This window comes from Sphingopyxis sp. Root1497 (assembly GCF_001427085.1).
Lineage (GTDB): Bacteria > Pseudomonadota > Alphaproteobacteria > Sphingomonadales > Sphingomonadaceae > Sphingopyxis.
The window spans coordinates 641,296-656,549 of the sequence record NZ_LMGF01000005.1 but is presented as its reverse complement, the minus strand read 5'-3'; the positions used below and the strand labels follow the sequence as shown (position 1 = coordinate 656,549).

Annotated in this window: 10 protein-coding genes; 3 read left to right on the top strand and 7 right to left on the bottom strand. The window is 63.3% G+C overall.

Translation table 11 applies throughout. The features are described 5' to 3' along the window. Positions 1 to 71: 71 nt before the first annotated feature. Together ASD67_RS23945 and ASD67_RS23940 are read right to left on the bottom strand one after the other, a co-directional pair. The gene (locus tag ASD67_RS23945; protein WP_056350046.1) at positions 72 to 866 is read right to left on the bottom strand and encodes a hypothetical protein; all 795 of its coding nucleotides are present in this window, start codon (positions 864 to 866) and stop codon (positions 72 to 74) included. After that, the gene (locus ASD67_RS23940; protein WP_327197027.1) at positions 839 to 2,236 is read right to left on the bottom strand and encodes a ParB/RepB/Spo0J family partition protein; all 1,398 of its coding nucleotides are present in this window, start codon (positions 2,234 to 2,236) and stop codon (positions 839 to 841) included. Before ASD67_RS23940 ends, ASD67_RS23945 begins: the two co-directional genes overlap by 28 nt. A gap of 217 nt (positions 2,237 to 2,453) precedes the next feature. Here ASD67_RS23940 and ASD67_RS23770 point away from each other — a divergent pair, with 217 nt between their 5' ends. Then, on the top strand, positions 2,454 to 2,612 hold the full coding sequence (locus ASD67_RS23770) for a hypothetical protein (RefSeq protein WP_235535720.1): 159 nt from the start codon (positions 2,454 to 2,456) through the stop codon (positions 2,610 to 2,612). A 38-nt stretch (positions 2,613 to 2,650) separates the two neighbouring features. Here the strand turns inward: ASD67_RS23770 and ASD67_RS17530 are convergent, their stop codons facing one another. Continuing rightward, positions 2,651 to 3,892, bottom strand: coding sequence for an NAD(P)/FAD-dependent oxidoreductase (locus ASD67_RS17530; protein WP_056350041.1), 1,242 nt, complete (start codon positions 3,890 to 3,892; stop codon positions 2,651 to 2,653). Positions 3,893 to 4,069: 177 nt separating this feature from the next. Here ASD67_RS17530 and ASD67_RS23510 point away from each other — a divergent pair, with 177 nt between their 5' ends. After that, positions 4,070 to 5,182: a helix-turn-helix domain-containing protein gene (locus tag ASD67_RS23510; RefSeq protein WP_200938058.1), complete on the top strand. Its 1,113-nt coding sequence runs from the start codon at positions 4,070 to 4,072 to the stop codon at positions 5,180 to 5,182. A 197-nt stretch (positions 5,183 to 5,379) separates the two neighbouring features. On the opposite strand, the gene ASD67_RS17515 is transcribed toward ASD67_RS23510, so the two are convergent. Further along, positions 5,380 to 7,683, bottom strand: a complete 2,304-nt coding sequence (locus tag ASD67_RS17515) for a TonB-dependent receptor (RefSeq protein ID WP_162248608.1) — start codon at positions 7,681 to 7,683, stop codon at positions 5,380 to 5,382. A 636-nt stretch (positions 7,684 to 8,319) separates the two neighbouring features. On the opposite strand from ASD67_RS17515, the gene ASD67_RS17510 reads away from it, so the two are divergent. Continuing rightward, positions 8,320 to 9,441, top strand: coding sequence for an alpha/beta fold hydrolase (locus ASD67_RS17510; RefSeq protein WP_056350033.1), 1,122 nt, complete (start codon positions 8,320 to 8,322; stop codon positions 9,439 to 9,441). A gap of 236 nt (positions 9,442 to 9,677) precedes the next feature. On the opposite strand, the gene ASD67_RS17505 is transcribed toward ASD67_RS17510, so the two are convergent. The 3 genes from ASD67_RS17505 to ASD67_RS17495 all read right to left on the bottom strand — a co-directional run bounded on the left by ASD67_RS17505 (position 9,678) and on the right by ASD67_RS17495 (position 15,172). Continuing rightward, positions 9,678 to 10,526: a hypothetical protein gene (locus ASD67_RS17505; protein ID WP_156377764.1), complete on the bottom strand. Its 849-nt coding sequence runs from the start codon at positions 10,524 to 10,526 to the stop codon at positions 9,678 to 9,680. Positions 10,527 to 10,826: 300 nt separating this feature from the next. Beyond that, a complete protein-coding gene (locus tag ASD67_RS17500; protein WP_056350030.1) occupies positions 10,827 to 13,592 on the bottom strand; it encodes a TonB-dependent receptor domain-containing protein in 2,766 nt (921 codons plus the stop codon). 395 nt (positions 13,593 to 13,987) lie between these two features. Further along, positions 13,988 to 15,172 (bottom strand): dipeptidase, encoded by a 1,185-nt coding sequence (locus ASD67_RS17495; protein WP_056350028.1) that lies wholly within the window; start codon positions 15,170 to 15,172, stop codon positions 13,988 to 13,990. Between the last annotated feature and the right edge of the window lie 82 nt (positions 15,173 to 15,254).

The following is a 15,254-nucleotide window of genomic DNA, read 5'->3' as shown; positions in this document are numbered from 1 at the left end:
GGGAAAGCCCGGCGCGATGGCCGGGCTTTCGAGGGGTGCTATGGGCTTTGGCCGCTGGTCGCGGCCCGGCGTCATTCGGCTGCGATGGCGTCGATACCTCCATCCTTTTGAGCCGCGTCTTCGCCATCGTCTGCCAGACCGGGCGGCAGCACGTCCGCGCCATCCTCGCAGCCAACCATGTTCGGAGCATCGCCCGCCTCCTCCGGCGTGCGAAGGGGCACGGGGAGCCAGCGCGTCTCTTCGAGAAGGCGTTCGGCTTCGCGCGCCATGTCGGCCTTCTTGAGATGGTCGATCATCCCGGCGAACTGTTCGCCGCGCGCCTCGGCGACATCGGCGAGCAGGCGCGGCTTCGGTACGCTCTTGAAATAGCCCTCCGCGGTCGGCCGCCAACCCGCCTCGACGAGATCGAGACCCACGGCGCGGGCGAGGATGTGGCTGTGCGCGATGCGCCGCTCGACACTATGCGACGAAATGCGCCCATTGTCGTACTTCGGTACGATTTCGGCCTGCGCATTGACCCCGAGCGACGCGCAGTGCGCGAACAGGTTTGCCTGCTCGTCGTCGTCCAGCGTCAGGAGCCAGCTCCAGGCATCGCGGTCGGTCTTAGGCATCCGCGCCCGCCACGTCTCGTGACGCTCGGCGATCGCGCGTCCGGGCGGACAGTCGCGAAGGCCGGTCGGCGCGTTCGAGAAGGCGACGCCGTTCACATGCACCTGCACGCAGCCTTCGCGGCTGTATCCGAAGAAGCAGGAAATCACGAAGGCGTGCAGCACCGCGGCGAAGGCGGTCGACGGACAGCGCGCGACGGCGTCCTGCAGCGCGAGGGTACGCCACGCGGTCAGGTCCGACACGAGGCGGTCGGACATCGGCTTGAGCCCTGCATCTTCCTCCTCGTCGTCAGGATCCTCGCTGCCCTGCCCGGCCGCGCCGCCACCCACGGGCGCCGCATTCCCGGCGTCGCCGGCATTCGGGGCGGCGTTGGCGTCCACGCGGCAATCATCCTCGCCTTCCGCTTCGGTTCGTCGTCGGGGCGCACGAAGCCGCGCTCGACACGCAGCGACCCGTCATGCTCGATCGAGACGAACGCGCCTGCGATCGCGATCTCCGCGGGATTGAAAATCTGCGGGCGATCGCTGATCGCGCCGATCTCGGCATCGATCGCCTCGAGGCTGGCATGGATCTCGTCGGGGACATTGTCGGCATCGCTCCACTCGGAGCTGAGCTCCTCGGCGTCGGCTTCGAGCCTCGTCAGGCGCTCCTGCTCCTCGGCACTGATCGGCACATCCTCGCCGGGGATCCGACGCAGGTCGCGGCCCGCGCTCCATGGAATATCGATCGCCGCTTCGACCCATTTCCAGCCTTCGCCGCCGATACGCTCGGCCTCGGCCGCAAGCTTTTCGTCAACAAGCCGGTCGAGCAAAGGCGGATCGGTGAGCCAGCCGCCGTCGTCACGTTCGAAAAGATCCCGCACCACGCCGCCGCCGGCAGCCACATAGGCATCGACCGTCACGAAGCGGACGCGCTTGTCGACGGCGCGAACGCTGTTTTCGGTCAGCTTCTGGCGAATGAAAGCCGGCGACATATTGTAGCCTGTGCGCAGCATTTCGAAGACCTGCTCCTGGCGGGCATGATCGTCGGTGACGGTGAAAGCCATCAATTGCTCGAGGCTCATGCCGTCATCGGCATAGACCTGGTGCAACGTCGGCGAGACGGAGGCGAGTTTCAGACGTTGCCGAACGACCGCCGGCGTCACGAAGCAATTTGCCGCGATCGTCTCGATATCTTCCCCCTTGTCGGCCATCGCCTGCATCGCGCGAAACTGATCGAGCGGATGGAGGGCTTCACGCCGCGCATTCTCGGCAAAGCTGTCGTCTTCGGCAAGAATGGCGCGATCGGCCGGCTGGACGATGCACGGGATCAGCGCGTCCTTTGCGAGTCGCTTCTGCTTCACAAGCCGTTCGAGCGCGCGGAAGCGCCGGCCACCGGCCGGAATTTCGAACAGGTCCGTCTCCTTGCCGTCCGCGTCGAGAATGGGCCGGACGTTGAGGCTCTGGAGCAGACCCAGGCGGGCAATGTCTTCGGCAAGCTCCGGGATGGATTCGCCGGACTTGATCCGGCGAACATTGGATTGCGACAGCCTCAGCTGGTCGAAAGGAAGGTCCCGCGAGGGGCTGAGGGTGATTTTCGGTTGCGTTCTGGCCATCTGCCGTCTCCGTGGCGAGCCGCCGCGAGACACTCTCCCGGCCCTAGACTCGCCGCCCGGCGCGCATCCGCTCTCCCTCTCCGCCGGGCCCCGCCCGGCCGCAGGCAGCAAGGCGCCAACGTCTGCCAGCCCCTCGCAGCTGCCGGAGCTGGGGGAGGAAGGCCGCCGCACGCTGCTCGCCGGCCCGGGCGGGTTCGCACCGGCGCATAATGTCGGCTCGCGCGAAGATGTCGATGCCGCGCTTGTAAAGTTGGCGAACGTCGGCGGCGTGATACTCCGGCGCGGCGATGCTCCGCCGCACGGCGGTTATCGCGGCTATGTGGCAGGCCCGGACGGCCATGACTGGGAAATTGCCCACAATCCTGTCTGGTCCATCGATGCCGAGGACCACATAACGTTTGGCATCTGAGTCAGCATGATGACCGGGGTGTAGCTCGCTTTGGACGATTACCTATCGTCTCGCCGCCCGGAGGATAGCAATTCCTTGAGCGGCATTTCGGTGTCGGCAAGTTGCTCCGGCGTTGCCACAACCCCTGCGGTGACGATCATGCGGCCCTGCACATAATCCTTCGTCGCGTTGACGCAGTCGAGCGCGATCACCTTGCCCGCTTTCAGATAGACGATCGAGAAGCTGCGATTGGCCACATCGCCGCGCAGCACCGCCTGGTCGTGCCCGGTCGACAGGCCCGCAGTCTGCAGCTTTAGGTCATATTGGTTCGACCAGAACCACGGGATCGCATGATAGGGCGCTTCGTCGTCGACGATGCCCTTCGCGACGACATTCGCCTGGTCATTGGCATTCTGGACCGACTCCAGCCGGATCACCGCACCTTCGGCAAAGCCGTTCTCGTGCGCCGCGCAATCGCCGATCGCATAGATGTCGGGCAGGCTCGTCTTGCAATGCCGGTCAACGAGCACGCCGTTGCCGCCCTCGGCCCCCGCCGCGATCAGCGGCTGCGTCGCGGGCACGATGCCGATGCCGACGATCACCAGATCGGCCGGGATGACCTCGCCGTCGGCGAGCCGGACGCCGGTGACATGCGTATCGCCTTCGAGCGCATCGACACAGACGCCGAGACGCAGGTCGACGCCGTGATCGCGATGCTCCTTCTCGTAAAAGCGCGACAGCTCGACCCCTGCGACACGGGCGAGCACACGGTCGAGCGCTTCGAGCAGCACCACCTTCTTGCCCGCCTTGCGCAGCACCGCCGCGGCTTCGAGCCCGATATAGCCGCCGCCGATCACGACGATCTGGCGCGCGGTCTCCGACGCCGCCTTCATCGCATCGGCGTCGGCGCGCGTCCGCACGCCCTGCACGCCGGGCAGGTCGCCGCCTGGGATCGGCAGCATGCGCGGGACTCCGCCGGTCGCCCAGACGAGCTTGCCATAGCCGATCGTCTCGCCGCCGTCGGTGGCCACGGTATGGCCGGCCGGATCGACCGACACGACGCGCTTGCCGAGCAGCATCGTGACCTCGCGCTCGTCCCAATATTTCGCGGGCCGCAGCTGGATGCGTTCGAATTCCTTCTCGCCCGCGAAATATTCCTTCGACAGCGGCGGACGTTCATAGGGCAGCTCGGGCTCGTCGCCGATGATCGCGATGCTGCCTTCGAACTTCTGCGTGCGCAGCATGATCGCCACCTGCGCGCCGCCATGGCCTGCGCCTACGATCACCACGTCGAACTTCATTCAGTCCGCCTCCCGTTACGGCACGCCCGCTTTTCGCGCCGTCCCTGACATGCCGGGCAAAACGGCACAAGAAGGATCGGCTATCGGGCGTTAAACGCCAGCTCGTCGCAGAGCCGGCCGAGCGCGGGACGACTTTCTTGCGGCGCGATAACGTGGATTTGCAAGATCGATGGGGCAATGACTGTCGATGCGGCGCCATCCTGGCTCTCACCGAGCGAAGCCAAGTCTCTTGCCAAGATCATCATCGCAACGGGAACGGCCTGCCTAGCATTCTCAATCGCCGCAGAGGATTGCCGCCCGTACAGCGTCACCACATCGCCTTGCTTTGGAACCAGGATTGCCGGTGATTTCGAAGGCGGCTTGGTAATGACAGAGTGCCATGGCTCGTGCCGTAGCGAATATCAGACAGCCTGCTTGGGAACGTCCGCGCGGGTCGATTCCTGGAAGAGCGGAGCGACCGCCGGCGACCAGAAGCGACAAGGACGCGCCCAGGAGTTTGAGCACGCGATCTCCGGCCAGACGTGGGCAAGCACCGATCACGGCTTATTGTGCAGCTGCTGTCCGCCACGGATTGTCGCCATCCCGAGATCTGCTGAATGCCGCCACCCGGCAAAAACCTCGCCTCATGATCTTGGCAAAGCAAAGGCGACAAGCTATTTGCGAAAAATGAAAAAGACGGCCACATCCGGAAAATTCACTGCGCAGCCCGGCTCCATATTGAAAGCGATCCGTCGCCAGCGGGGGCTGACACTGAGCCAGGTTCATGCGCTGACAGGCCTGCCGATTTCGACTCTCTCCAAGGTGGAGAATGACAAGCTGGCCCTCAGCTATGACAAGCTGACGCGCCTCAGCGAAGGTCTCAAGGTCGATATCAGCCATTTTTTCGGCTCCGTCGATGACGTTCAGCCGCTGGACGAGCCCAAGACGCGTGTCATGCATGGTCGCCGCAGCATTACGAGGCGCGGCGAAGGAAGCGCGATCGAGACCAATGATTATGGTTATCTGTATCCGGCGACCGATCTGCTCAACAAGCAGATCATTCCCATCGTCATCGACGTGAAGGCCGATTCACTCGACGAGTTCGGCGAATTCACCCGGCATGAAGGCGAGGAATATGCCTATGTCCTCGCGGGGTCGGTCGAGTTTCACACCGAGACCTACGCGCCGGTCCTCCTCGAGGAAGGCGATTCCATCTATTTCGACAGCGCGATGGGGCATGCCTATGTCGCCGCCTCGAAGCCCTGCCGCATTCTTTCGATCTGCAGTCGCGAGCCCGAAATCACCACCTGAAGACGGGCCCGCACTTTCGATCCCCGGCAAAGGCCGGCGGCGGCCGAATTATCATGGACCTAGCGACACAGAAGGCCGCAGTTCCACCATGGCGTGGCAAATCGGCGCGCTGAAACTGCGGTTCGTCCGCAGCCAGAGCGCCGGGACACCGATCGCGTCGAAGGGAGCCGCGCCAGCGCGGCCCCCTCCCCCGCCCCTCAATATTGATAGCGCAGTGTCACGCCGACGGTGCGAGGCCGCCCCAGAACCTGGCGTTGATCGGGCAATTCGGTGTCGACGACGATGAACTGCTTGTTATCGAAAATATTGGCGCCGTAGATTTCGGCGCTGAATCGCTTGTCGATCGCGACACCGAGGCGCATGTCCACGACCGCAAAGTCGCCGGCGGGCTGGGCGGCGGAACTGAGGTCGCCCGGGAAGCGGTTCAGATAATCGGAGATGTACCGGACATCGATCCTGCTGAAGGCTTCGGCCCCGAGCAGCGGATAATCATATTGAATACCGCCCTGAACCGCCCAGCGCGGGATCCCCGGCAGCCGATCATTCTTCTTTCCGCCGATGCCCGTCCCGGCCGGAGAATCATTGGATAGCCGGGCATCGGTGAAGGAGGCCCCGCCATTCAGGGTAAGCCCTTCGGCGGGGCGCCAGTTGATCTCCAGTTCGACGCCCTTGCTGGTCGCATTGCCCGCATTGGCTCCGAAGGAGAATCCGCAGTTGGGAAGGAGGAAGCTGGTCTGGATATCTTTCCAGTCGATGTAGAAAGCCGAAGCATTCACCGTGGCACGTCCGCCGCCGAGCGTTTGCTTGACGCCCGCTTCATAGCTCCACAGCGTATCCGACTTCATGATCGGCGGTACGCCCGACAATCCGAGGTTCGCGAGATCGGCATCGCATGTCGATGACACGGGCAGGTTCGGGGATCCCAGACGGAAGCCCTTGGCGGCCTTCACATAATAGAGCTGATTCTGGTCGGGCTTGAATTCCAGTTGGAATTTGGGCGTCTTGACCGTTTCTTCGGCACGCAGATCGGAAATCGAGGTGCCGCCAGAAAAGGCGCCGTCGCCAAAGCCCAGCGTGGCGAGCTTGTAATTTGCGACCCGCAGGCCCGCCGATGCGGTGACCGTGTCCGTGATCGCATATCCGATTTCGCCGAATCCTGCGATTTGCTCTCCCTTGTTGCGGTCGTTGCGCCGGAACAGCGGCTGATCGATCGTGACCGGGCCGTTCAAGGCCCCCAGGGCCGTCAGAAGACTGGTGAATTCGAACACCGACTGGGGCGTACCGAGCCACTGCATATTGCCCACCGCGCGCGCGGTCGTCTTCGAATAGAATCCTCCCAGCAGCCAGGTGAACGGGCCGTCGCCCGACGAGGCGATCCGCAGTTCCTGCGTGAAATTCTTGTTGTGATTGCTCTGGATCAGCCGCAGCGGCGCATTCAGGAAGAAAACGGAGACGTCGCGGTCCTGCGTCTGCTCGCGATCGAGATAGGCGGTTGCCGAGGTGATTTGCGCCCCACCTAGCTCGTATGTCGCGGTGAGGCTGGCGAGCTTCAGGTCATCCTCCAGCCCTTCGCCGAACATCCGGGACTGTTTGAACGCGCCGAGCGAGGGAAGATTGTCGGTCAGGCCATTGGCCACCGACTTCTGGTAGACGCCGCCCAGCGTGATCTTGAAGCGGTCCGTCGGCCTCACGCTGAGATACGCCCGCGCGCCCCTCGTTCTCGCTGAATTGACATTGCGTTCGTAGCGCGCGGGGACGCCGAAGGCCGATACCCCGAAATCGGTCCAGGATGCGCCGCCAAGTTCCGCAACCGGAAGCGCCGGGTCGGGCGACCCGTTGAACGCATTGTCGATATAGCCGGGACTCTCATATTGATATCCCACGACGCGCAACGCGGCATTTTCGCCAATCGGCAGGTTGAAAGCGGCTCCGATATTGCCGCCGACATCGCCGCGGCGCGTGATCGAAACCGAGGCTTCCACCTGGCCGCCGACGCGGCCGAACTCGGGTTCGTTCGGTACCACTTTCACGGTGCCGCCCATCGAGCCGGCACCGTAGAGCGTTCCCTGGGGGCCGCGCAGGACCTCAACCCGGTTGACGTCGAACGATTTGAAGTCGGGAAAGCCGAGCGAATAGATGCCGATCCCGGTCGTGAGCGGCGTTTCTCCGAGGTAGAATGCCACGGTCGGGTTCTCATATCCGACCAGCGTCGACACGCCGCGAATGACGATCTGGTTTCGCGCGGGACCGCGGTCCTGGATGACGACGCTGGGCTGGGCGAGAAGATAATCCCCCATTTGCTGGTAGCCGCGCTTGGCGAGCGCATCTTCGTCGATCGCGGTGATGCTGATCGGGACGTCCTGGAGGCGCTGCTCGCGCTTTTGCGCGGTCACGATGATCTCGTTGACTGCGCCCTCCTCGCCGCCAGCGCTCTGCGCCGAGGCAGGCGATGCAGCAAGGCCAACAGCGGCCAGCGAAACGCCCATCAAAAGCCGGTTCATCGAGATCGCTTGCATCCCTGCCTGACGCCGGGCCCCCAAATGATTGAACTGCATATCGTCCTCCGAATTATATTTTATGGCCGCGCGCGACTGTCCCGAAATCAAGGGTCGCACAAAATCGGGCAAGTGCAGGGTGGGCGCAAAGCCGACCGACCGCTCGGTCGCCGAGCAGCCGCCCGGATGCGTAGGACGAAACCGATCGAAAGCCTGATCGCGCGTGGTCCACCTTGCCCAAAGCCTCCCGTCGCAAGGTCTGGCACGATTTTCAATCTTTGCAAGATCAATTTCTCCGTCTGGAAATGTTTTTTCGCGGCGGATGCAGGGGCTTCGGCTCGACCTCACCAGCGCCCAGAATGAAACAGCGCAAAGTGTGGTTCTATTACATTGATATAACGATATATTCTGCAGCGATAATTTTGGGCAGGCGCTGCGGCCGCGACGCCCTGTCGAATCATATTGGCTATTTCAATCTTTGAAAGATGGCCTTATCTGTATCGCATCGCGAGGAGCGAATGCCGCACCATCGTCTCGGCGCCGCTCCGCCATCGGACCCGGCGGGGTCTGCCGACCAGGCCGCTCCAATGGGCGCGATATGACCAATGGCTAGAAGCGCGTTTCATTTTCTGGAGAAGAGTTATGGAGAGGCAACGAGGGATCGGGCGGGGCGCGGCGATTTCGAACGGCTCGCAGCGCCGGCGCTATCCGACCCGGAGACTGGGAAAGAGCGTCGGACTCCTCTTCGCCCCCGCGCCGCTTTTGCTGGCCGCCTGTTCGAGTACCCCGATCGTCACGCCGTCTCTTCCGCTCGACGCCTATGCTCAGCCCGGGACCCTGGTGAAGGTCGATGCGCAGCGGGCCCTCAATATAAGATGCACCGGCAAGGGCGGACCGGCCGTGATCCTGACCGCGGGTGCCGGCGACCAGTCGCTCGCGTGGCGGTCCATCCAGTCGAGCCTGTCGGCGCATGGCCGTGTTTGCGCCTGGGACCGCGCGGGCTCGGGTTTCAGCGATCCCAGCAGCGACGTTCAGGATGTCGAGCATCGCACCCACGATCTTGAGCGTCTTCTGTCCGGTGCGGGGATCAAGCCGCCCTATATTCTCGTCGGGCATTCGATTGGCAGTTTCGAGACCTTGATGTTCGCCTTCCGCCATCCGGCCGAGGTCGCCGGGATCGTTCTGATCGACCCGTCGAGCCCCGACCAGAATGATCGCATCCGAGAGGCAGCGCCCGCATTTTATGCGATTCTCGATCCCCTGCAGAAGGGTCAGCTTGCGCAGCTCGAAAAATGTGTGAGCGACGCGGGTCGTGCGCCGGACATTGCCGACCCCGACTGCCTTGCGCCGCCGACGCCGGAGTATCCGCAGGCCTTGCAAGATCGCCTGGCGCGCATCGATCGTCAAACGGCGGGCAAACGTAATTTCCTCTCCATGCTCGACGCGATGATGTCCGGGCGGGACTCGGCGCAGCTGAAAGCGTCCTGGCGAGCGCTGGGCGACCTTCCTCTTGTCGTGCTCACCGCCGGCTCTCCGCCGCCGCTTCCCGTAACGGGCAAGGCCGCCGAAGATGTTCCCAGGATGCAGGCGGAGTGGGCGAGAATGCACGACGACATCGCGCACCTGTCCACAAGGGGCGTCAACCGCACCGTCGCCGGGGCGTCGCACTATATTTACATGGATCAGCCGGAGACGGTTCTGGCCGCCATCGCGGATATATGGGCGCAGGCCCGTTCGAGGTCCGGCACCGGATCGGGCCCGTAACCGAACCGATCGCGCCGCGCACGAGCGCCAGCCCCGCGACCCGCGGCATCCTGAGCGCCAGCTCGTGCCGCCGCGCGGCCTCCTACGTCCCCGCGCCAGCCCGAGCCGCCGCACGCCCCCACAGCCGCATGGCCTGACGACGGCTGGCCCCTTTCGGCCGGCGCTCCATGACCTCGGGGACAACTTGGGGCCTCACCCAGGAGGCCCAGCGACTGTGCATGCGCTTCCGCAAGGACTCAGGTCGCGTCGCTTCTCCCCTCGCTGACATTCGGCGTCACAAGCGACCAGGTGAGACCGGTCAATGCGGCAAGCAGCAAGGTTTCGACGAAAAACTGGCCTTCGGCAGCGAACGCCATTGGCAGACTGTCCTTGATCCAGAAGCTGTAGAGACCGGTCGCCACGACGCGCCCCCGGACCAGCAGCAGCAGCAGGACGAACAGGCCGACGCGGCGCAGCTTCGAGCCGCTCAGCGCCGGCCACATCAGATAGATCAAGGCAAAGGCGGCGATCGTCGGCTCGATGAACATGCCGTAAATATAGGCATATATATAGAGGTCGTAGGGCATCTTGTGGACTTCGGGCGCCTCGGCGAGGTGCAGCGCGGCGGGGACCGCCTCCGCAAGATGCGCAAGAGCCGGCTGCAACGCGAAATATCCGGCAGCGCTCGCGATCGCGACGGCTGATGCGAGAGCGAAGGGCCTGCCCGAACCGATCTTGCGGGCGATCACGACGGCAATGGCTCCGCTGTAGAACGACAGCAGCACGCTCGGCAGGCGTGCCATCAGCAGCCCGAGCCAGCGCAGGTCGATCCAACCGTCCGAGACGATGTTATCGACCACGATGGCGCGCAGCGATTCCTGCAGGAGAACGATCAGCAGACCGAAAATCGCCGCGGCCTGGAGGATATTTCGCCGATCGAGATACCAGCTTGCGAGCCGGCATATATAGACCATCGCGGCAAGCCGCACGATTTGCCCGATATATCTGGCCCATTCGGGCACATCGTCATCGTGCGGGTACGGAATGCCAAGATGCGCGATGGCGAGATCGTGTGACCCGAGAGCGATAACGGCCGTGATGATCATCCCGAGCATGAGGATGATCGCATTTCTCGCGGAAAGGGTCACCTGCCGCTCCGGTTGGACAAGGTTCATTACATTCCTGACGATCGATTGCTGCCGCTGACCATGCGGAGATAGGGGGCCGGGTAAGACCTGACATGCGGACGGTCGCTCTCGCAGCCGCTTGCCAAAGCGGGTTCGTCATTGCCATCGAAAACTGCGCGTCCGCGATACAAGGAAGCGGGTGTGCGGCAAATTGCAACGGCACGGACGCAGGATGAGGCCCCGGCCCCGCCTTTCCCGCGTCCATGCCATGCGCTCCGATCAGAAACTGGCGCGCACGCCGACATAGAATTTGCGTCCGACCACGTCATAGATCGCCGGATTGGTGGCGGAGTTCACGATGAAGTCCGCCGGGACCACGGGCGGGTCGCGGTCGAAGAGATTGTCCACGCCCGCGTAGATCTCCGCGCCGGTGCCGACGCTGTCGAGCTTATATTTGATCGAAAGGTCGACATAGGTCACCGAACCGACCTTGTTGTCCTTCGGCGACAGATCCTCGCCATCGAAGGTGACGTCGTAGACGCCTCCGTCGATGTAGCGCGCCTGCACGAACGCGCCCCACGAGCCTGTTTCGAAGCCGACGGAGAGGTTGGCCTTGAAATCGGGCAAGCCGCCCGTGTTGCGTCCCCCGACCTCGCCGGCGACATCCAGAGGTGCGCCGCCCGAAGGAGCAATCTTCTTGTGGATAAGGTAGCTTGCGACGGCGCCCAGGCTGAGCTTGCCGTTGCCGAGGTCGATCGAATGGCGCGCTTCGAAGTCGATGCCCTGCAGCTTGTAAGAACCGAGGTTCAAATTCTGTTGCCTGACCTCCTGCAAGGACTGGCCGGGCCCGAAGGTAATCAGCGAGCAGAGATCCTGTTCGCCAGCAAAACACCGATTGACGATATCCTGCGCATTGAGCGATCCGATCGCGCCCTTGAGATTGATGTTCCACCAGTCGATCGAGGCGCGGAACCTGCCGAACGTGAAGACCGCACCGGCGGTCTTGGTGATCGCGCGCTCCTCCTTGAGATCGGGGTTGCCCGAAAGCGGCGTCGCGACGAGCGACGTGCCGCCGCCCGCGACGAAGGGATTGGACAGGTTGCCGAACAGAAGCACCGATTCAACGAAGGATTCGCCGATGCTCGGTGCTCGAATGTCGCGCGAGATCGTGCCGCGCAAGCGGAGGAAGTCCACCGGCTCGAAGGTCATGCCGGCTTTCCAGGTGACGACATTGCCCATCGTGGAATAATGCGTGTAGCGCGCGGCGCCGTTGAAATCGAGCTTCTGCGGACCGTCGAGCAGCGGCACGGCGATTTCCGCAAAGGCCTCGGTCACATTATATTTGCCGTCGAGCGGCTGCGCGTTGACGATCAGGAATTCCTCGTTCGCATTGGGCGCATTGACGGTGCGATGAAGCTTCTGCGTGCGATGCTCGGCACCGACGGTCGCCAGCACGGGTCCGGCCCAGCCCTGGAACAATTCGCCGCCAATCTCGCCTGCGAACACCGACTGTTCGATACGCGTGTCCGAAATGCCGGTCCCGGTGATATAATCGATAGCCCCCTGGCTCGGCGAGCCCTTGCCGAAGAGATTGATCGGGACGCAGGCCGGATCGTCGTCGGTCAGGTCCGCGTTCGCGTTGACACGGCAGGTGATATTGTTGCCGACCCGGACGGCGTCCGCTGCCCGGACGAGATTGCCCACCAGAAGATTGTTGAACTGCTTGTTGCTGAAATCGGTGCGGCCATATTGGCCCGAGATTTCCCATTGCCAGTTGGACGCGAAATTGCCCCTCAGCCCGCCGACGAAGCGGTAGCTTTCGGTGAGCGAGGCGCTGGTGATCGGATCGAACTCCTCGAAGGTGCGGAACAGCACAACCGGGGCGCCAAGTGCCGCCACATCGGCCGGCAGATAGGGGTTGTCGGGGGTGATGACCACGTCACCGAACGAGAAGGCGCTTACCACCGCGCCGCGCGACTTCGATCGCGCGAAGCTCGCCTCCGCAAAAAGGCTCACGCCGTCGCTGACATCATAGTTGACCGCGCCAAGGACGTTGAACCGCTGCGCCGGCACCGAGAGGGCGGTGAGATCACCGAGGCGGGCGCCGCTGCCTCCGATCATGAGCGACCCACCGATATCGCCGAGGACGCGCGGGCGTGCGATGCCCCCCGGGAAAAATTCCAGATTGTCGGTCGGCAGTCCGAGAGCGATCGTCACGCCGTTGGGACTGCCTACGTAGAGCACGGCGTTGTCGCGAAACACATAGGCCGGAATGCCGTCGCTGGCGCCGGTATCGAGCGGATTTGTCACGATGGCCGGACTGCGCCGCTGCCACCCCCGTGCGCGGCCGTTCGGAATTCCGTTGTTATCGTCGAAGTCCGCTGCGATCAGGAAATGCCCCCGCCCGTCTGCGAAATCGCCACCCCCCGCAAAGGACAAGCGCAGGTTTTCGGCGTCGCCGCGGTCCGATATCCCATATTGGGCGTTGAGTTTCACACCGTCCAGTTTTTCGTCGAGAATCAGGTTGATGACCCCTGAAATGGCGTCTGACCCGTAGGCGGCCGAGGCCCCGCCCGTGACCACCTCGACGCGCTGGATTGCCAGCGACGGTACGGCGTTCAGATCGACATTTTCGAATTCGTCGAAGGGCGTCGCGCGCCGGCCATTCAGAAGGACAAGATTGCGATTGGTCCCCAGACCCCGCAGATCGACGACGTTGACACCGTTCTGGCGGGTATTGAGGTTGCTGGATGCGGGTGTGAGCGTACCCGTGAAAGCCGGGATCTCGTTAATGACATTAGCGATGTTCGTGGATCCGCGCTGCTCCACCAGCTCCGTCCCGATCGACTGGACCGGTGTCGGCGCTTCGAAATTGCCGTTGATGCGGGTCCCCGTCACGGTGATCAGATTATCGTCGTCATCCGCTTGCGCCGGCACGGCTCGATCGACCGGTTCCTTGCTGGGCGCGCTCTGCGCAAATGCCGGCGTGGTCAACGCACAGACGGCAACACCAGTCAAAATATTGATCTTGTGCACGAAAGTCATCGTTCATCCCCTTATTCCCGGCGCGCCTGCGGCCTGATTGTTCCGAGACTGCCATATATATTTCACTTTTTGAAAATATGCACGGATATTTTCAATATTGGCCCAACTTTTTTCGATCATCGATTTGGGGTCCGGGTAGCAAAGCACGCCCGACCGGGCCGGCATCGCACGCCGCGCGCGAACCGGAGTTTCGCTGCACCATCAGGACCAATCCCGATACCCGCCGGTAAGGTCCGTCTTTCCGCACAGATCGCCGCGGGCGGTATGGCCACAGAGGGATATCCTCTGGAAACTTGGCTTTGCGGAACGCAGCCGGAACCGGGGAGGGCGCGGATCATTTCGTGCCCGCCGTTCGCCGGTCTGGCACGCTCGGTTCATTTGCCCCTTTGGAGCCATCAGCCGGATTTCCCCTGCGCCGTCAGCACCCGCAGGACGTTGCCGCTCCACATCTTCTCGATATCGACGTCCGAATAGCCCGTGGCCTTCAGCCGTTCGGTAACCTTCGGCAGCGCCGAAATATCCTCGATGCCCGGCAGACCGCCGCCGCCGTCCCAGTCCGCACCGAAGCAGATATGGTCGACGCCGCCGACCTCGATCGCGCGCAGCACCATCTTCATATAGGCTTCGAAATCGGCCGCCCAGAGCGTCTCGGTCTTGTCGAGCTCGCGCCAGCGCTTGGTGAGGTCGGCCTGCTCGGCGGGCGTCATGCTGCCGATATGCTCGTATTTGCCGAACAGCTCGGCGCGCGCGGGCGACAAGTTCATCTCCGACAGGAAGACCGTCGAGATGCACATCGCACCGCCTTTCGCGGCCAAGGCTTTCAGTCGTCCCTCGTCGAGATTGCGGGGATGATCGTAAGCCGAGCGCAGGCTCGAGTGCGACAGCAGGATCGGATATTTGGACAGCGTCAGGATCTGGTCGAACGCCGCATCGGATGCGTGGCTCGCGTCAATCACCATGCCGAGACGGTTCATCTCGGCCACCCATTGCTTGCCGAGCGGGCTCAGCCCCTTCCAGCGCCCCTCACCGGTCGCGCTGTCGGCGAACTGGTTGTCCTTCGAATGCACCGGTCCTGCAAGGCGAACGCCCTTGGTATAAAACTCCTGCAGCAGCGACAGATCGTCGCCGAGCGGATAGCTGTTCTCCATCGACTTGAAGGCAATGAGTTTGCCTTCCCTGTTCAGCCGCAGCGCATCGGCCGCGGTGAACGCCGGGGCGATCGCACTCGAATATGCCGCGATGGTCCGGTCGATCAGATCCGAGCGTGTCCGCGCGAAGGCCAGCGCATCGGCATAACCTTTCGGCGTCAGCGGGCCCTGGTCGGTATAGATCGCGAAGAAGCCCCCATCGAGATTGCCGTCCTTCATTCGCGGGATGTCGAGTTGTGCCATATCGTCCGCGAGCGCGTGCCGGTCGGCGAAGCTCCAGCCCTGCCGGGCGAAGTGCGACGGCGTGTCCAGATGCGTGTCGAGCACGAGCATCCGGCTGTGCAGGGGGGCCTCGAGCGCCCGCGGGCCGCTGCTACCAGTCGAACAGCCGGACAGCGCGATCGCGGTCAGCAGGAGCGAGCTTCGTTTCAATTCTTGTCCTTCCCGGTTCTCAGGTCGCAAGGGGAATCGCGACGGCAACAGCAGGCGCCGTTGTTCCTCTTACGTGTCCGGC

What these genes read in the sequence shown, in the direction of transcription:
- ASD67_RS23945 (WP_056350046.1), bottom strand. Translation starts at nt 866, where the DNA reads ATGTCCGACCGCCTCGTGTCGGACCTGACCGCGTGGCGTACCCTCGCG.
- ASD67_RS17530 (WP_056350041.1), bottom strand. Translation starts at nt 3,892, where the DNA reads ATGAAGTTCGACGTGGTGATCGTAGGCGCAGGCCATGGCGGCGCGCAG.
- ASD67_RS23510 (WP_200938058.1), top strand. Translation starts at nt 4,070, where the DNA reads ATGACTGTCGATGCGGCGCCATCCTGGCTCTCACCGAGCGAAGCCAAG.
- ASD67_RS17515 (WP_162248608.1), bottom strand. Translation starts at nt 7,683, where the DNA reads ATGAACCGGCTTTTGATGGGCGTTTCGCTGGCCGCTGTTGGCCTTGCT.
- ASD67_RS17510 (WP_056350033.1), top strand. Translation starts at nt 8,320, where the DNA reads ATGGAGAGGCAACGAGGGATCGGGCGGGGCGCGGCGATTTCGAACGGC.
- ASD67_RS17505 (WP_156377764.1), bottom strand. Translation starts at nt 10,526, where the DNA reads ATGATCATCACGGCCGTTATCGCTCTCGGGTCACACGATCTCGCCATC.
- ASD67_RS17500 (WP_056350030.1), bottom strand. Translation starts at nt 13,592, where the DNA reads ATGACTTTCGTGCACAAGATCAATATTTTGACTGGTGTTGCCGTCTGT.